The sequence below is a fragment of the Pirellulales bacterium genome, assembly GCA_035939775.1.
GTDB lineage: Bacteria > Planctomycetota > Planctomycetia > Pirellulales > DATAWG01 > DASZFO01.
Genome location: DASZFO010000287.1, coordinates 1 through 17,360 on the forward strand (window position 1 = coordinate 1; position 17,360 = coordinate 17,360).

13 protein-coding genes are annotated in these 17,360 nt (G+C 61.5%); 6 read left to right on the plus strand and 7 right to left on the minus strand.

The genetic code is table 11. From position 1 onward, the window contains the following. Positions 1-145: 145 nt before the first annotated feature. Together VGY55_17695 and VGY55_17700 are read right to left on the minus strand one after the other, a co-directional pair. Complete coding sequence (locus tag VGY55_17695) at positions 146-4,222, minus strand: hydantoinase B/oxoprolinase family protein (GenBank protein HEV2971812.1); 4,077 nt, start codon at positions 4,220-4,222, stop codon at positions 146-148. A 17-nt stretch (positions 4,223-4,239) separates the two neighbouring features. Next, positions 4,240-5,532: a PQQ-binding-like beta-propeller repeat protein gene (locus VGY55_17700; GenBank protein HEV2971813.1), complete on the minus strand. Its 1,293-nt coding sequence runs from the start codon at positions 5,530-5,532 to the stop codon at positions 4,240-4,242. Positions 5,533-5,830: 298 nt separating this feature from the next. Between VGY55_17700 and VGY55_17705 the strand changes: the two genes are divergently transcribed. Continuing rightward, positions 5,831-6,175 carry a hypothetical protein gene (locus VGY55_17705; GenBank protein HEV2971814.1) on the plus strand — a complete coding sequence of 115 codons (345 nt, stop codon included), beginning with the start codon at positions 5,831-5,833 and terminating at the stop codon, positions 6,173-6,175. Then, positions 6,172-6,402: a DUF4926 domain-containing protein gene (locus VGY55_17710; GenBank protein ID HEV2971815.1), complete on the plus strand. Its 231-nt coding sequence runs from the start codon at positions 6,172-6,174 to the stop codon at positions 6,400-6,402. The genes VGY55_17705 and VGY55_17710 overlap by 4 nt, the downstream gene beginning before the upstream one ends. Positions 6,403-6,446: 44 nt before the next feature. Here the strand turns inward: VGY55_17710 and VGY55_17715 are convergent, their stop codons facing one another. Next, a complete protein-coding gene (locus VGY55_17715; GenBank protein ID HEV2971816.1) occupies positions 6,447-8,303 on the minus strand; it encodes a sigma 54-interacting transcriptional regulator in 1,857 nt (618 codons plus the stop codon). A 122-nt stretch (positions 8,304-8,425) separates the two neighbouring features. Between VGY55_17715 and VGY55_17720 the strand changes: the two genes are divergently transcribed. The 4 genes from VGY55_17720 (at position 8,426) to trmB (ending at position 13,300) form a co-directional block, all read left to right on the plus strand. Beyond that, entirely contained in the window at positions 8,426-9,250 is an 825-nt protein-coding gene (locus VGY55_17720) for a sirohydrochlorin chelatase (protein HEV2971817.1), read from the plus strand. A 242-nt stretch (positions 9,251-9,492) separates the two neighbouring features. After that, on the plus strand, positions 9,493-11,592 hold the full coding sequence (locus tag VGY55_17725; protein ID HEV2971818.1) for a carboxy terminal-processing peptidase: 2,100 nt from the start codon (positions 9,493-9,495) through the stop codon (positions 11,590-11,592). A 408-nt stretch (positions 11,593-12,000) separates the two neighbouring features. After that, on the plus strand, positions 12,001-12,507 hold the full coding sequence (locus VGY55_17730; protein ID HEV2971819.1) for a 3-hydroxyacyl-ACP dehydratase FabZ family protein: 507 nt from the start codon (positions 12,001-12,003) through the stop codon (positions 12,505-12,507). A 133-nt stretch (positions 12,508-12,640) separates the two neighbouring features. Further along, positions 12,641-13,300, plus strand: a complete 660-nt coding sequence (gene trmB / locus VGY55_17735; protein ID HEV2971820.1) for a tRNA (guanosine(46)-N7)-methyltransferase TrmB — start codon at positions 12,641-12,643, stop codon at positions 13,298-13,300. A 10-nt stretch (positions 13,301-13,310) separates the two neighbouring features. On the opposite strand, the gene VGY55_17740 is transcribed toward trmB, so the two are convergent. From VGY55_17740 to VGY55_17755, 4 genes are all read right to left on the minus strand, one after another. After that, the gene (locus VGY55_17740; GenBank protein ID HEV2971821.1) at positions 13,311-14,882 is read right to left on the minus strand and encodes an amidophosphoribosyltransferase; all 1,572 of its coding nucleotides are present in this window, start codon (positions 14,880-14,882) and stop codon (positions 13,311-13,313) included. Positions 14,883-15,004: 122 nt separating this feature from the next. Further along, the gene (gene hisN, locus VGY55_17745) at positions 15,005-15,916 is read right to left on the minus strand and encodes a histidinol-phosphatase (protein HEV2971822.1); all 912 of its coding nucleotides are present in this window, start codon (positions 15,914-15,916) and stop codon (positions 15,005-15,007) included. 41 nt (positions 15,917-15,957) lie between these two features. After that, positions 15,958-16,704 carry a hypothetical protein gene (locus VGY55_17750; protein ID HEV2971823.1) on the minus strand — a complete coding sequence of 249 codons (747 nt, stop codon included), beginning with the start codon at positions 16,702-16,704 and terminating at the stop codon, positions 15,958-15,960. A 100-nt stretch (positions 16,705-16,804) separates the two neighbouring features. Continuing rightward, positions 16,805-17,360: M28 family peptidase (locus tag VGY55_17755; GenBank protein HEV2971824.1), on the minus strand; the 556-nt coding region annotated here is incomplete at its 5' end.

Genomic DNA, 17,360 nt, shown 5'->3' on the forward strand with positions numbered 1-17,360 from the left:
ATACTTGCACCGCGTCCTGGTGATAATCAAGCCCGACGAAAACCGGTATACTCGACATACTCGTTGCTCCACAAAAAGGGTTTTGGGTTAACCACACTCGTAGTAAACCCTAGGAGCAACGAGCTTTCATCCTCATCTACCGAATCTATCGGCCCCAACCACCGCCGCCGGGAGTTTCGATGAGAAGAATATCACCCGGCTGCGCCGTGAAATGAGCTTTGGCGGTCAAATCGAGCATCGTCCCGCAAGCGCGGTGGAGCGCATTGCGGCCGAGCGCGCCGGGCTGGCCGCCGGAGAGGCCATAGGGAGGATATGGCCCGCGGCGCTCCGAGAGGATGGATACTTCCAGAGGCCGGAGGAGTTCTATTCGGCGGGTCACGCCGTCGCCGCCGCGATGCTGCCCACGACCGCCGGAGCCGCGGCGAATCGAGAATTCGCGAATGCGAACTGGGTAGCGGCGCTCGATGATCTCGGGATCGGTGAGCCGGGTGTTGGTCATGTGGGTATGAACCGCGTCGGCGCCGTCGCGCATCGGCGTCGCACCGGAGCCGCCGCAGATCGTTTCGTAGTAGCCGAATGTCGCATCGCCGAAGAGCAGGTTGTTCATCGTGCCTTGGCTCGCCGCGGCCAGCCCGAGCGCCCCGAGCAACACATCGACGACCCGCTGCGACGTCTCGACGTTTCCTCCCGCCACCGCGGCGCACTCCTCAGGCCGATCGCGCGCCGGCGGATTGAGCAGGCAGTTGGGGAGCACGAGCCGCACGGGCGCGAGCACTCCTTCGTTGAGCGGTATCTCCTCGTCGAGCAAGAGCCGCAGCACGTACATCAGCGCGGCGGTGACGATCGCCCGATTGGCGTTTAGATTGCCCGCAAGGACGGGACCGGTGCCGGTGAAATCGACGGTGATGGCCGTTGGTTGGGGACTGTCCCCTTTTTTGGCCGGCACTGTCGCCGTGATAGTCGTGGAACAAAAGGGGACTGTCCCCTTCGCTGCGATTGGGTCTGAACCGTGCCTTACCGCATTCAATTCGATTGTTATTGCCACATGGATCGGCGAGCCGTCGTCCAGATGATCGGTGAACTCGCGGCGCCCCGGCGGGAGCTTGGCGAGGGCAAGCCGCAGCTTTTGCTCCGCGGCCGTTTGAATGTGGCGCATGTACGCCTCGACGACTGGCAGCGATCGCCGCTCGATCAGCGATTCGAGCTGCAACGACCCTTGTCGATTGGCGGCGATTTGAGCGGCAATGTCGGCCAGATTATCGTTTACGGCGCGCGTCGGACGCGGGCCGGCGAGCAGCAGCGTCCGTAAGTCTGCCATCCGCGACCGGCCTGCGTCGATTAACTTGAAGTTGCGAATCAGGACTCCCTCCTCGGCCAAATTCTTGGAAAACGGCGGCATCGATCCGGGCACGATTCCGCCGATCTCGGCATGATGAGCGCGGCTGGCCGTGAAAAAGAGAAGCCGCGGCTGGCGCCCCGCGGCTCGGGCGGCGGACGGCGACTCATGGACGGGCGTGACAACCGTCACGTCCGGTAGATGCGAGCCGCCGCGATAGGGATCGTTCGTGACAAAGACATCTCCCGGCTTGAGCGCTGGATTGTCGGCCAGAATCCGACGGACCGTTTCTCCCATCGCGCCGAGATGCACCGGAATATGCGGGGCGTTGACCACCAACTCGCCGCTGGAAGTGAAGATCGCGCAACTGAAATCGAGCCGCTCCTTCACATTCACGCTGCCGGCGGTGTTCCGCAACGTGATCCCCATCTGCTCCGCGATGCCGGCGAAATGGTTGTTGAAGATTTCAAGCTGCACGGGGTCGGGCGGAATTTCGCATGCTGCTTGCGCTTCAATTCCGTCGGCCGTCAGGCCGACGTGGCCTCCCTCTCCCTCGACGGGAGAGGGCCGGGGTGAGGATGAAGAAGTGTCACCGGTCGCCGATCCGCCATTGCTCAAGCGAGCGTGCATCGCATGATCGAACGCCGAAGCGTCAACAATCAATAATTCTCCTCCGCTCAACACTTCCGCCCGCCAGCCCGGATCGACGACCGTCGTCGAGGCGATCTCAGATACGATGGCGGGCCCGTCGAACGCAACGCCCGGCCGCAGCTCGTCTCGTCGGAACATCTGTGTTTGATACGCGCGACCGGAAAAATAAGCGGCGGTATGCCGGCTAGCGACAATCGGCCGCGGGGGCACTCGCTCCGAAATCGCCAGCCGCTCGGCCCAGCGGCCGATCGCTTCGACGCGCGCAGCGACGATCTCGATCGCTCGGCCCGGATGCGTGTCGCCGTAAAGCTTCTGATGTTCCGCTTCGTATGCAGCCGCGTAATCTCCGTCGGCGGGGCAAGCGATCGTCAAATACGCTTCGACGCCTTGATAGCGCAGATCGAGGCTCCGCCGGATTTCAATTCGCGCTGCCGCAGCATCATCCGATGGTGTTGCCTCGGCCAACAGTTCGGCTCGGGCGGTTTCATCCAAGTGCTCGAAAACCGGCCCGAGCGCCGCCACCTCCTCGGCGGAATACGCGTGATAAACGCCCGCCACGCCGTGCCGCACGTGATCCGCCAGCCCGATGCCGCGAGCGCTGAGCAGCCCGGCGTCGGGATGACTTAGCAATTGGCGAATTCCCAGCTCACGGGCCAAGGAACACGCATGTTGCCCCGCCGCTCCGCCAAAGGGAACGAGCAAATAATCGCGCGGATCGCATCCGCGGGCGACCGAAACCGATCGCAATGCCCGCGCCATGTTCGCATTCGCGACTTCGAGGAAACCGCTCGCCAGTTCGACGGGCGAATAGCGTTTGCCCGTGGCCGCGACGATCGCTTCGGCCATCGCGGCCAGCTTTCGCTCGACTGCCGGCAGGTCGAGCGGAAATGGAAAGTATTCCGGGAGAATCTTGCCCAGATAGAAGTTCAGATCGGTGACCGCAAGCGGCCCGCCACGACCGTAACAGGCAGGTCCGGGATCGGCGCCGGCGCTGTCGGGACCGACGACAAGCTTCACTCCGTCGAACGCGCAAATTGAACCGCCGCCGGCCGCGACCGTTTCGATCGCCATCATCGGCGCAACGACGCGCACCCCCGCTTTTTCCGTCTCGTATTCGAGTTCAAAGCGGCCGTCGAAGCGCGAGACGTCGGTGCTCGTGCCTCCCATGTCGAAGCCGATCGCCCGACGGAATCCCGCGGCTTCGGCAACGCGCGAAAAGCCGACCACTCCGCCAGCCGGCCCCGAAAGAATGCTGTCCTTTCCGGCGAATCGGTCGGCGCTGACCAGCCCACCGGCCGACGTGACGATCCGCAAGTCGCTGCCAGGGAGCGACCGTTGCAGCGCGCCGATGTACGATCGCAGCACGGGATTCAGATAGGCGTCCATCACCGTTGTATCGCCGCGCGACACGATCTTGACCAACGGCGCGACTTCGCTCGACACGCTGACCTCGTGGAAGCCGATTTCGCGAGCGACCTCTGCGACCAGCCGCTCGTGCGCCGGATGCGCGAAGCCGTGCAAAATGCAAATGGCCAATGACTCGATACCTTGCTCAATCAGGCCGGCCAGTTGCCGGCGAATCGCGGCAGGGTCAGGTTTCCTGAGCACCGCTCCATCCGCCGCGATCCGCTCGTCGATTTCGACGACCACGGCGTAGAGCGGCGGCGGCTTGCGGATCGCCAGCTCAAACAAGCGCGGCCGGTTTTGATAACCGATTTCCAGAATGTCGCCAAAACCGCGCGTGGTAATGAACGCCGTCTTCGCCCCGCGGCGCGTGATTAGCGCATTGGTTCCACGGGTCGTTCCGAGACGAACCGCGACCGGTGGAATCGGCTCGCGGGCCGCCAAGCCGAGCAGCCAGCGAATCCCCAAGATCGGAGCTTCTTCTTCCGAGATTAACTCGTAGGCCTGGCCGACGACGGGAACGATCGACAGCGCATGATCCAGTCGCAGTGCGGATTCGTTCGCATCGAATTCCGTGACAATCAATTCCGCGACCGTCCGTCCTTCGGCATCGAGCAGTCGGAATCGAAATCGGTTCCAAAACCCGGCCGGCGCCGCCGCGCGCGCCGGATCGACTATCGCAGCCGCACTCGATCCGGCACCGACGATCCCCTTGGTCACTCCCGAACTCAGCAGCTTGTGCCGCAGGAGCGCCCCATTGGGCCGCCGCGCAATGCAATCCGTAAACGTCCCGCCGACGTCGATCCAGAATTCCCAGCGGGGCTCGTCCATGTAACGGCGATTGCGTGTCACTTCCCGCCGACTGAGACCAGGTGCGACTCGGTCCGCACGTACATCCGCCCGCCGGCGATGGCGGGGGAGGCGCGGCTGGTTTCGCCGAGCGAGTTCTTCGCCAGCAGTTGGTATTTGTCGGCGGCGGCAAGGACGACGACGTCCCCATCGAGCGACGTGCAAAAGACCTTGTCGCCGGCGCGAACCGGGGAGCCATAGAAATCCCCGCCGATCCGCTCTCGCCAATGGATTTTGCCCGTCGGCCCGTCGATGCAGGTGACGATCCCACGGTCGTTCCAAATGAAAACCAGATCGCCCGCCGCCACGGGAGTCGGGACGTACGAGGCCGAGGATTTGTCGATCTTATACACCATTTGCGGATTCTGACTGCCGCCGTCGGGTCGAACGGCGTAGACCGTGTTATTGCCGCTTCCCACGCCGCATGCGCCGATCACCAATCCGCCCGCGAGGATTGGCGATCCAACGGTGCGGCGATCGAACACGGGCAACTCCCAGTTCACTTTGCCCGTTGCCGGATCGATAGCGCTCATGCCGTGCGAGCGGCTGTTGTAAATAAGTTCCGGCTTGCCGCCGTCCGGCTGATACACGCACGGCGTGGCGTAGCTGACAATCGTCGACTTGCGCGGCGTCTTCCAGCGGACCTCGCCGGTGCCGCGATCCACTGCCCACAAGAAGCTCCTGCCGTCGAGGCTGGCCGCGTCGGGATTGCCCCCGGCCTCGGGATTCGGGCCGTCCTGCTCGTCGCCAATGATCACCAAGTCTTGATAGACAATCGGTGACGAGGCGAAACCATGCTGACTCGTAAACGAACCCAAATCGCGATGCCAAACCTCGTCGCCCGAGTGCGACAGAGCATATAGCGTAGATTGCTCGGGCATGGACCACACGACATAGACATGATCAGTGTCAACGGCCGGCGTGCTGGTCGCAAAACTGTTCTGAACGTGAATATGGTATTTGCTATACGGATAACTCTTCTTCCAGATCAGATGTCCGTCGCGGGCGCTCAAACAGAGAACAAACCGCTCGCCGGCCTTCGTGTCGGCACTGGTGAGAAAAACCTTGTCACCCCAGAGCACGGGAGACGAATTCCCGCCGCCTGGAAGTTGCACCTTCCAGTTGATGTCGCCATCAGACCATTGCGCTGGAATGCTGGCCTCGCTCTGGCCAGAGCCATTCGGTCCGCGAAAGCGCGTCCACTCCTGGGCGGACGAGGAAGCGGCGACAAGCGCAAAACAGATGACTACGAGCGAACTCGCTGCGCCGCGTGGGAATGAAGGGGTCGCCATGAAATCGGTCTCGTCGGTAGGAGAGAATGGCGGGAACATCGACGGCGGACAACGTAAATCGTAACCGGCCCGGATCCAAATCGCCAGTAGGCCCAAGCGGTGTAAACGCACGCCCACCGCGGCTGTACGAAAAGTTCCGACTGAAGTCCCCCACGAAGCCGTCGGAAATCGCCGACTGTTGCCACGACCTCGGTTTGATTATGCTTAGTGACTACCTGTCCACCTGATTGGATTTCATCATCAATTGCTAACTCAAATGTTGGCTTGGCCAAGATGACAACACGCAAGGGAAGACCGCATGAAGCTGCCGAACGCCCATTTGGCCATCGTGGAGCAAGCGAAAGTCGTGGATTACCTGCTCAATCCCGTCCATCGTTACGGAGCGAGCAAGGCGCGATTCTTCTACCTGTTCGGATTCCGCGTGGAGCGATTGGAGGTTTTGGCCGTTGCACTGCGTGCACATGGGCAGCAAAATGAAGTCGGCAAGACCCGCGAAACCGGTTTCGGCCCGCGCTATGAGGTCGAAGGCGAATTGGAGGCGCCCGACGGGCGCCGACCGCGCGTACGCACCGTCTGGCAAATGGACGATGGGCAAATTGCCCCGCGGCTGATCACAGCTTATCCGATCGAGGCGAACCCATGATTCACGAACACGACTGCGTGGTTTTGACGCAGGACCTTCCCGCTGATGGCTTGCAGGCCGGCGACGTGGGAACAGTAATCCACATTCATCGCGAGGGCGCGGCCTTCGAGGTCGAGTTCATGACGCTCACTGGTCAAACCGTAGCGGTCGCGACAGTCCCGGCGGCGCAATTGCGGCCGGTCAGCCCACGCGATGTTAGCCACGTCCGTGAATTGGCCGCCACGTAGTCCCAGCGCTGCTCGCGATGATTCAAGCGCCTGCCCGGCTCGCGCTATCGCTGAATCCCGTATTCCTCGATCTTGCGATAGAGCGTCGCGCGGCCGATGGCTAGGAGTTTGGCGGCTTCGGGCACGTTGCCGTCGGTGCGTTTGAGGGCTTCGCCGATCAGCCGGCGTTCCCAATAATCGAGGCGCAGCGATTCTAGCTCAGCACTGCCGGTGTCGCGCAGGCCAAGGTCGCCTACCTCGATCCGATTCCCGCTGGCCAGCACGATGGCGCTGTCGATCACGTTGCGCAACTGGCGAATGTTTCCGGGCCACGAGTAGCGGAGCAGCTTTTGCCGGGCTTCGTCGGAGAGATTGAGCGTTGGCCGGCCATGTTGCCGGCGGAAGTGATTGAGGAAGTAGTCCAGGAGTTGTGCGATATCGGGCCCCCGATCGCGCAACGGCGGCACGTGCAACTCGAAGACACTTAGGCGATAAAACAAATCCTCGCGGAATTTTCGTTCGCGGACATAGGTTTGCAAATCCTGGTTCGTGGCGGCAATCACCCGCACGTCGACCTTGATCTGCTGCACGCCGCCGACGGGGAGGAATGGATGCCCTTCGAGAATTCGCAGCAGCTTGGGTTGGCCTTCCCAAGTCAGCTCGCCGACTTCGTCGAGGAATAGCGTACCGGAGTCGGCTTGTTGAAAGAAGCCAACGTGGTCGCGATCAGCGCTGGTGAACGCTCCCGCCTTGTGCCCGAAGAGCTGGCTCTCCATCAATTCGGCTGGGATCGCCGCGCAATTGACCGATAGCATCGGCCGATCGGCCCGCGGGCTGCCGCGATGAATGGCCCGAGCGACGAGTTCCTTGCCGGTGCCGCTCTCGCCGCGGATCAGCACGCAGCCATTAGTGCGGGCGATGCGGACGATCTTTTCGCGCAGCTCGACCATCAGCGGCCCGTCGCCGATCAATTCGCTGTCGCCGGCCGATTTAGCCGCCAGCCGGCGATAGTCGGATTCCAATCGCGTTTGATGCCGCGCCCGAACCAGCCCTACCACCATGATATTGGCCAGTGAAATCGCGAAATCGAAATCGATTTGCCGAAAACGCCCGCGATCGAGATAGGCGTGGACCGCCCCGAGCGTCACCCCTTGATTCACCAGCGGCACGCAAACCGCATCGGCATAATGCAACAGGCTGTCGGACGTGCTGCCGGCATGTTGCTTGGCGACCCACACGGCGTGCCCTTGGCGGCAGACGAGTTCCGTAAGCGATTGGCTCAGCGTTACCGGTTCATCCGACCCCTCGGGGATCACGAGCTTGGGCTTGAGCCGCCCCTCTTCATCGACCCAGAGGAAGCCGACGACGGAAGCGTGGGTCTGCTCGCGCAGCAGGTCGAGGGCGACGCGGGTCACGTCGTCGGGATGCTCCAGAGCGAGGAGGCTCAAGCTCAGTTGATAGAGCACAAGCAACTGCTTGGCCTGCTCCGCATCGCGCAGCGCCGAGAGCGGAATCAGTCCCGTGTCGGGCCGATTGATCGGCGTGTCTTTGATGATGGTTTGTGTGAAGGTCATCTCGCCGCCGGTCTCCTCGACCATTGGCGGCTGATCGGAAGTTTGAAAGGAAAACTCGGTCGAGCCGATTCGCAGCGTATGGCCGTCGGCCAACACCGCCTCGTCGGTCTTCTGGCCGTTGACGAAAGTGCCGTTGCGGCTCTCGGCATCGCGGACGAACCAATGACCGTCGGCCCGGGTCACGATCGCATGGACCCGCGAACAGAGCGGATCGGGAAGGACCACCGCGCAATCGGTCCCGCGGCCAATCCGGTTTTCCGCCTTCGGATCCAAAAGAAAATGAGTCCCGGCGCGGCTGCCGGTTGTCATCGTCAGATAGGAGTAGGTTGGAGCCGAGACGATCGTCATATCGTATAATATACCAACGCCACCGGGCCGATGGCATTGCTAGCAGTGAAGGAATCTCGCGGCAATCGAGCCGGATAAATGGTTGCCGCCGAGCGCCGATTGGGAGTCGAATCTCACCACCGATGCCTGATCTCAACCATTCCCGACGCTTCGATCGAGCGGGACTGCTCTTGGTCGGCCACGGAACCCGCGATGCCGCGGGGATCGCCGAGTTTTTTGAGGCTGCCGAACTCGTGCGAAAAGTAGCGGCGGACCGGCCGCTTGAGGCCTGTTTCCTCGAATTAGCCGGGCCAACGATTGGCGAAGGTGTGGATCGTCTGGTCAGCCGAGGGGTCGAGCGAATCCTCGTCGTCCCGCTGTTGCTCTTCGCGGCCGGACATGCGAAGCGCGACATACCCGCCGCTGTGGCCGCGGCGGCGGCTCGCCATCGGGGCGTGGCGGTTCTCCATATCCCGGCTTTGGAATCCAGCAGACACATCTTGGCCCTCTCGGCGCGGAGATTCCAGGAAGCGATTGCCGATTGGCCGCCGGTTCCGACGGAAGAGACACTCTTGCTCATGGTCGGCCGGGGCAGCTCCGATCCGGAGGCGACCACGGAAATGCGTCGCTTCGCGCGGCTGCGAGCGGAGCAAACGCCCGTCGGGCGGGTGCTGACTTGCTTCCTGGCGATACAAACGCCATCGCTGGCCGATGGCTTGGCGGAAACCTCGGCAAGCGGCTTCCGCCGGATCGTAGTTCAGCCGCATCTGTTGTTCAGCGGAGAATTGTCCAACCAGATTCGCAGTGAAGTAAAAAGACGATCGGGCGATGAAAGACCGCTTGATGCCAGGCAATCCGCGCCGCAATCCACTTGCCGCTGGATCGTTACATCGCCACTTGGTCCCGAACCAGAATTGGCGGCCGCCGTAATGGACTTAGTTGGCCATCTTCTCTTGCCTTTGCCGTGAGTTCCGTGTACGATCTAACAATTCGATCTATAACCCGTTTACGGAGTGGTACTTAGGAACGGATACCCGAGAGACTGCTGCTTTTTGGCCCTCGGCCGGCAGTTCGGAGACAGCCGCCGGCACGGTCTTCGAGGCGGTCTAAACGGAATCGGCGAGCTGCTTGAGCGTCGGTCCTAAAGTCTCCATTCTGCTTCTTGCCTGCCCTTTTTCACGCCAGCCTTTTCTCCATAGGGGTCACCGGAATGAACCGCGCCATCGAGCATCTTAGTCGCAACCGGCGGTCGTACTTTGCGGGTCTGTTGATCGTCTCGATGTTCGGCGGCGCCGTGGCGCTCGTTCGCGACAATCGGGCGGCCGAGTTGAAGCAGCCGCAAGCCATCGACCACGTGGTGGCGATGACCGTGACCCGCCGTCTGATCGACGAGCATCTCACTCGTCATCCGCTCGACACGGAAATCTCCGAGCGCTGCTTCAAGGGCTTCCTCAAAACGCTCGACCCGATGAAGCTTTATTTCACTCGCGACGATTTCAATCAGTTTGCCGCCCATAAGGACGAATTGGCCGGCAAGATCAAGAGCGGCGACGTCGGTTTCGCCTACACGGTCTTCCAGACTCTGCTCAAGCGGATCGATGAGCGAATGCAGCTTGTCGAGCAGCTTTTGTCCGAAAGCGAAACCGCCAAATATGATTTCGGCACGGACGACGTGTTTGTCACCGATCCCGACAAAACGGTTTACGCCGCGAATTCCGATGAGATACGCGAAAAATGGGTCAAGCGGATCAAGTACGACCTATTGACGCAGCAATACGTCGAAAAGACTCCCGAAAAGGAAATTCACGACAAATTGATCCACCGCTATCACAGCTTCGCCAAGCGGATGCACCAGATCAAGAACGACGAATTGCTCGAGATGTATCTGACCGCGTTGACATCGAGCTTCGATCCGCACACTTCGTACATGTCGGCAAGCACGCTCGAGAATTTCAACATCCTGATGAAGGCCGAATTGGACGGCATCGGCGCCTCACTGCAATACAGCCAAGACGACGGCAACACGATCGTCAATGAATTGATCGACGGCGGCGCCGCCCAGCTCGATGGGCGGCTGAAGCCGAAGGACCGTGTGATCGGCGTCGGCCAAGGCGAGAAGGGCGAAATCGTCGATGTGGTCGACATGAGCCTCAATGACGTGGTGAAGCTGATCCGCGGCCAGCGCGGCACCATCGTGCGGCTCAAGGTGCTCCCCCTCGGCGCGGCGGAGCCGAAAACGTACAACATCACCCGGGCCAAGATCGAGCTAAAGAATAGCGAGGCCCGCGGCGAGATTCTCGACGAAGGAAAGAAAGCCAACGGCGATCCGTACAAAGTCGGATTCATCGATCTACCCGGCTTCTACATGGATATGACCGGGGCGCGCCAGGGTGTTCCGGAATTCAAGAGCGCCACTCGCGACGTTCGCAAGATCCTCGACGGCTTCAACCAGAAGCACGTCGACGCCGTGATCATCGATCTGCGGCGCAACGGCGGCGGGGCGCTCAACGAGGCCATTAGCCTCACGGGCCTGTTCATCGACACCGGGCCGGTCGTCCAGGTCAAGGATTCCGACGGCCACGTGCAGCATTACGACGATCTCGAGGCGGGGGTAGCCTGGGCGGGCCCGCTGGTCGTGCTGCAAAGCAAGTTTAGCGCGAGCGCCAGCGAAATCTTTGCCGGGGCGATCCAGGATTACCATCGCGGGCTGGTGGTCGGCGACAAGTCGTCGCACGGCAAGGGGACGGTGCAGAGCATGCTCGACGTCGGGCAATCGTTGTTTCAAGTCCCCAGCGCCCAGTCGCTCGGGGCGCTGAAGATCACGATTCAACAGTTTTATCGCCCCGATGGCGATAGCACGCAGCGCCGCGGCGTCGTCTCGGATATCGAACTGCCGTCGCTCACTACGCACCTGCCGGTGGGCGAGGCGGACCTCGACTACGCGCTTAAGTTCGACCACGTCGATCCCGTGCCGTTCAACACCGTGAACATGGTCGATCAGGACATCGTCAAACAACTCACGCAACTCTCTTCGGAGCGGATTGGAAAATCAGACGACTTCCAGAAGGTCGTCAAGAACATCGCTCGCTACGAGAAGCAGAAGGACCGCAAGGAGGTCACCTTGAATAAGGAAAAGTTCATCGCCGATCGGGCGGATTCAAGCGCCGAAAAGGATGAGGAGGACGAATTCAACGAACTCAACGAGACCAAACGCCCCGTGGTGAAGAAGGATTTCTACATCAACGAGGTGCTCGCCATTACTGCCGACTATCTGCACTTGTCGAAGACCAAGCTGGCCACGACGAACTGAACGGCGGCGCCCGCCTGGTTTTAGGGGCCGCTGGAACTTGAGGGCCGTTGGAATTCAATCAGAACGCCGCGCGCGGATTACCGGCGAGCTGCGCTTCGTTTAACCGGGAGCCATCGGCGACGGCGAATTGTTCACTCTGCCGCACCGTGGTCGCAGGCGCCGGGATAAACAAACCGAAGGCGGCATTCTTTAGTTCGGTTCTTCACCGCGGGCGGAGTTCCTGATACGCTATAGGCGAGCGTTCATCGGTTGCACAGTTTGCCCCAGGAAGAGAAAATTAATCATGGCCAAGCCCCACCGACCATTGAAAAAAGCCAACCACGGCCGGCGTCCGGCCAATAGTAAGGCCCGCCGGCTCAAACGGAAGGACATCCGCACCTGAGTCTTGCAACTCGAGGGAGATTCCGTGTGGCCGGCAAAGATCTGATCCTGGATTTTTCCGAGTACGACGTGGATCACGTCATTGCCGATCAGGACGAAATCCGCCGCTATAACCTCCAGCGGTTCGAGATGGAGCAGTTGACGGCGGTGATCTATGCCGATGCCGCGCGCGGGATTTGCGCCGGCTATAAGGACCTGACCGACGACGAGTTCTGGGTCCGGGGCCACATGCCGAATGTGCCGATCATGCCCGGCGTGATGATGTGCGAGACGGCGGCCCAGCTTTCCAGCTATTTCGCGCAGAAATACGACCTATTGGGCTGCAAGGTGGTCGGCCTCGGCGGGCTGGAGGAAGTGCGATTCCGCGGCACCGTCGTGCCGGGCGACCGGCTGGTCGTCGTGGTCGAACGGCTCAAGGTCCGCCGCAACGCCATGATCCTTTGCCGCTTCCAGGGCTTCGTCCGCGAGACGTTGGTGGTCGAAGGGAAGATCATGGGCATCAGCCTGCCTATTGATCCGCCGCGGGGTAAATGACTAATGACGAATGTCTAATGCCTAAAGAATGACGAAACATGAAGGACTAATCGCAAGCGGATTCCATATCGTTCGTCATTCGTGCTTCGTCATTCCTTAGACATTCGTCATTAGGCATTCGACATTTCCTCCCATGGGCCGCCGCGCGCTTCGCAAACTTGATCCGCAACTTGATCTGTCGCGGCATCTGAAGAGTTGGGATGAGTTGCCGCGCCCGTGGGATTCCGTGGCGCTGTTCGGCCGCGCGGCGCCGCTGGAAATCGAGATCGGTAGCGGCAAGGGGCTGTTTCTCTGCGCCGCCGCGGCAACGCAGCCCGATCGCGATTTTCTCGGAGTCGAGATCGCTGCGAAATACGCCCGTTATGCCGCCGCGCGTCTGGCCAAGCGCGAGCTTGCCAATGCGATCTTGGTAAACGCCGACGCTCAGCGGCTATTCCGCGAGTTATTGCCGGCCGATTGCCTTGCGGCGGTGCACGTGTACTTTCCCGATCCGTGGTGGAAAGCCCGGCACAAGAAGCGGCGGGTGATGAACGAATCGTTCGTCCGCGATGTGGAGCCGACGCTGGTCCTCGGCGGCACGCTCCATTTTTGGACCGACGTCGAAGAGTATTTCACGACAACGCTCGAACTCCTGGCTGCGACGACACACTTGGTTGGCCCGCTGCCAGTCGTCGAGCAGCCCGCCCAGCACGATCTCGACTACCGCACGCACTTCGAGCGCCGCATGCGCCTGCACGGCGAGGCGGTCTATCGGGCGGAGTTCAAGAAGCAAGCGACCGGCAATCGTAGCTGAATTCGCCAGATCAAGTCGCCTTCAGTTCATACGTCCGCTGGCCCGAATCGTGGCCGGTGTTGCGCAGCGCGATTTGGTAGAGTTCCTGGCCGAAGGGGGTCGGGTAATCGCCGGTGATGCAGGCCTGGCAGAGTTGGTCGCTGTCGAAGCCGATGGCCCGCGAGATGGATTCCACCGGCAGATAGCGGAGCGAATCGGCGCCGAGCTTCGCCGCCATTTCGGCTTGGGCCTGGTCCGTCAGATCGCCGCCGTGAAGAAACTTGGGTGCGAACAACTCGTCGATCGTCGACATGTCGATGCCGTAGAAGCAGGGTGCGATGATCGGCGGGCAAGCCACGCGCACATGAATCTCGCGGGCGCGGCCCAATTCGCGAATCCGCTTAATCAACACCTTCATGGTCGTCGAGCGCACGATCGAATCCTCGACCAGCAGCACGCGCTTGTCTTCCAGGACCTCGCGGAGCGGAGTGTATTTCGTCTCGGCTTTTTCCTTGCGGTTGCCGCCCCCTTCGATGAAGGTCCGGCCGGTGTAGCGGTTGCGGATCAAGCCTTCGAGCGCCGGGACTTTGAGCTTGTAGGCCATCGCGTCGGCCGCCGCCTTGCTCGTGTCGGGGACCGGCACTACGATCGTGTCGGCGTCGATCGGCAGCGTCTCGAGCCGGGCCATCTCTTCGCCCAGCCGCTTGCGCGAGAGATAGACGCTCCGGCCATCCATCGTGCTGGCCACATTGGCGAAGTAAATCCACTCGAAAAAGCAATGCGCCTGCCGCGGGCTGCGAGCGAACGTGTGCATCTCCAGCCGGCCGTCGGTGATCACCACCGCTTGCCCCGGCAACAGCGACTTGATGCTCTCGGCGGCAAAGCCGAGATTCAAAAGCGCCACGCTTTCGCTCGCGGCGGCAAATAGCGGGCCTTCTTTGGCATAGCACAGAGGGCGGATGCCGAGCGGATCGCGGGCGACGACCATATCGCCCAGCGCGTTCAGAAAGACCAAATTATACGCCCCGTCAAACCGCCGGCTGATGTTGCGAAACACCTCGATGAGCTGCGGCCGCTGGTCGCCCGACAATTCGCGGCTGATTTGATGGAGGATGATTTCGGTGTCGTTATCGCGCGAGAGATGGTTGTCTCCGTCGGCCAGCAGCTCGTCGCGCAGCTCGATGTAATTCGCCAATTGCCCGTTGAAGCCGAAGCTGAACCATTTGTGCTTTTGTAGATGGTGCCGCTCGAACGGTTGGGCATTGCAATGGTCGTCGGACCCGCAGGTGGCGTAGCGGACGTGGCCGATGGCCGCTCGGCCGGAGTATTCCTTCATCAGGCTCTCGAATTTGCCCCGATGGCTCATCCGAAAAACCTCGCTCACCCCGCCGACTTCCTTGTACGTGTGGATAAGCTGGCTGCGGTCCGGGTTGAAGCTGGTCATCCCGGCCGAAAGTTGGCCGCGGTTCTGGATGTCCAGCAGCATCCGGGGGACAAGCCGCGAAACCTCGTCCGGACCCTGAGCGGGGCACAACGGACTCACTTCGCGTCCCGGCAGATGATAGATGGCCGCCAGACCGCATTCGTGGTGAAGTTCGCTCATCGCGATGAATTCTGGCGCCGGGAGGGATGGTACAGGAGTGATCGCATCGAGGGAAATCTCGCGAGTTCGCGCTCCCTCGCCCAATCATTCTACGCCCCGGCCGGTTGTTTCACAACGCAATGTCAAACTGCGGTGATTTTCAGTACGTCGTCGAGGATCTGCCCGTTGGTGGCGATTCCTTCTCCAGAGTGGATCGTCGGCCGGCCGCGCCAATCGGTGAAGGTGCCGCCGGCTTCTTCGATGATCGGCTGAACGGCGGCGGCGTCCCAGACGTTCATGATCGGATCGACCATCAGTTCGGCGCGGCCGGTGGCGACCATCAAATAGCCGTAGCAATCGCCCCAGGTGCGCGAGAGCCGGCTGGCGGCTTGCAGTCGATCATAAACCGCAGCCGCGCCGCGTTGGCCGAAGCTGGCGACTTCGCTCGTGCAAAAGAGCGACTCGCTCAAAGTTTTCGTCGAGGATACATGGACTTGCCGCGGCGGCTGACTGCCGCACGCGTGCCATGCCCCTTGCCCGCGCGCTGCATGTACACACTCGTCCAACGCCGGGATGACGACGATCCCCAGCACGGCACAGGACTCGAATTCCATGCCGACCAATGTCCCATACAGCGGCACGCCGTGGATGAACGATTTCGTGCCGTCGATCGGATCGAGAATCCAGCGATAGCCGCTGTTGCCGGGCCGCTCGGCAAGCTCTTCGCCCAGAATGGCATCGTCAGGAAACTCGGCGGCAATGCGGTCGCGAAGCAATTGCTCGGCGCGGCGGTCGGCCACCGTCACGGGCGAAGCGTCCTGCTTCCACTCAACCGCCAGCCCGTCGCGCTGAAAATACTCGAGCGTCAAACGGCCCGCCTCTCGAGCGGCCGAGAGTCCAAGCTGCAAACGCGCTGTTAGATCGGTGGCATCCATACCGACACGGTAACTGCGCCGCGACGATCTGCCAAGCGCGAACGAGAGGAGCTTTAACGATGAGCGGCTCGGCGCGGGCATGAGCCGCATCGAGGCATGGCCACTCGGAGCAGTGGCCATGGCACCCGCCCCGGTGGCGCTCCAACCGGGGCACCGCTGTGCTATGCCCCGGCCACCCGGTGCGTTTCGGTGCCATTGGCATCCGGCAAGCGAGAAAAGGCCGATGGCGCGGCGGGCAACTGCGCCTCGCTTTTGGCCGGCTGGCGCAACAATTCTCGCAATTGTTGGACGAGAGTTGTCCCGTCAACTCGACCAAGCAAATAGATCGTGGCCGCGATCGTGAGCGCGCCGACGAACAGAAAACTATAGCCCGGCACGCGGCTAGCGACGCCGACCGACCCCAAGCTGCGGGCCAATTCGGTTTGCAACCGCCGCCAGCCAGTCAGGCTTTGCTGGTCGCCGATTGCGACGAGCGAGACGTTGTGCAGCGGCATATACCGTTCAACATGGAACTGGACGCCGATCTGCGGCAGCATATAGCTATCACCGGTCGCCGTGAATTTTTCGTCCATCCGCACGCACAACTCCGCCAGCGCCGGCTGAAGACGCTCGAGCGTGATATTGAAGATCACCACCCGCGGCCGGGCCATCAGATTCCAGAGCGTGACGCAAAGAACGTACAGGGCGAGCATCAGCAACCAGAGATATGCCCCCGGCAACGGCGAGGATTCCGGCAAGAATAACTCCATCGGGCCGGCGACGATCAATCCCGAAACCGCCGCCGCTAGGGCCGCCGTGTCGAACGCGCCGGACCAAATCGTCGGCCGCCGCCGCAAATGGATCGCCCCCAGGCCGATCAGATACGCCGCCAACGGCAGAAACGCAACGGCTAAGTGCAAAGGGTCCATTTGAATGGAAGTGAATCGCGCGGCAAAGACGTGGGGCCACGATCAAGCAGCAACCGACCTCGCTCATTTCGCCGCGACCGCTCGCGGCGCGCATCGGCGGCTACTTGGCTTGCTTAAGCCACTCTAGCATGACCCAGCCGACTTTGGCCAGCGCCAGCGGCGAGCAGTTCGCCTGGGTATCTTGCTCCGTGTGCCAAAACCGCCGATAACCGCTGAAATCGATGATGTCGCACGTGGGAATCTTGCCGATGTCGTGCAGCCGGAGATGATCGTCGGAAATATCGTCCTTGACCCGCGGGATGAACTCGCGGACCCCCATGTTGTAAGCCAATCGCCAGATGTCATCGACTAGCGGCCGCGTGTCGCGCCAGGCGACGCTGTTTCCCTCCTTGGGAAGCTGCAAGCCCTCGTACCCAACCATGTCGAGCAACACGCCCCAGCGGTATTTGTACGGAGGCGGGTCGCCGGCATAAGAACGAGCAAACCATTCGGCCCCGAGAAACATCGGATCGCCCAGATCGCGCCACGACGTCCCTTTACGAAACACGAATTCTTCGCCATCGAAGAGCACGAAATCGACGCCGTATTTGCTCTCCAGGTTCGGCATCCACCTGCCTAGTTCCATCAGCACGGCCACCCCGCTGGCCCCGTCGTTC

Bases quoted from the DNA above. Each gene is read 5' to 3' on its own strand.
- VGY55_17720 (HEV2971817.1), top strand. From the start codon at position 8,426: ATGCCTGATCTCAACCATTCCCGACGCTTCGATCGAGCGGGACTGCTC.
- VGY55_17715 (HEV2971816.1), bottom strand. From the start codon at position 8,303: ATGACGATCGTCTCGGCTCCAACCTACTCCTATCTGACGATGACAACC.
- VGY55_17725 (HEV2971818.1), top strand. From the start codon at position 9,493: ATGAACCGCGCCATCGAGCATCTTAGTCGCAACCGGCGGTCGTACTTT.
- VGY55_17705 (HEV2971814.1), top strand. From the start codon at position 5,831: ATGAAGCTGCCGAACGCCCATTTGGCCATCGTGGAGCAAGCGAAAGTC.
- VGY55_17695 (HEV2971812.1), bottom strand. From the start codon at position 4,222: ATGGACGAGCCCCGCTGGGAATTCTGGATCGACGTCGGCGGGACGTTT.
- VGY55_17740 (HEV2971821.1), bottom strand. From the start codon at position 14,882: ATGAGCGAACTTCACCACGAATGCGGTCTGGCGGCCATCTATCATCTG.
- VGY55_17700 (HEV2971813.1), bottom strand. From the start codon at position 5,532: ATGGCGACCCCTTCATTCCCACGCGGCGCAGCGAGTTCGCTCGTAGTC.
- VGY55_17710 (HEV2971815.1), top strand. From the start codon at position 6,172: ATGATTCACGAACACGACTGCGTGGTTTTGACGCAGGACCTTCCCGCT.
- VGY55_17750 (HEV2971823.1), bottom strand. From the start codon at position 16,704: ATGGACCCTTTGCACTTAGCCGTTGCGTTTCTGCCGTTGGCGGCGTAT.
- hisN (HEV2971822.1), bottom strand. From the start codon at position 15,916: ATGGCCACTGCTCCGAGTGGCCATGCCTCGATGCGGCTCATGCCCGCG.
- trmB (HEV2971820.1), top strand. From the start codon at position 12,641: ATGGGCCGCCGCGCGCTTCGCAAACTTGATCCGCAACTTGATCTGTCG.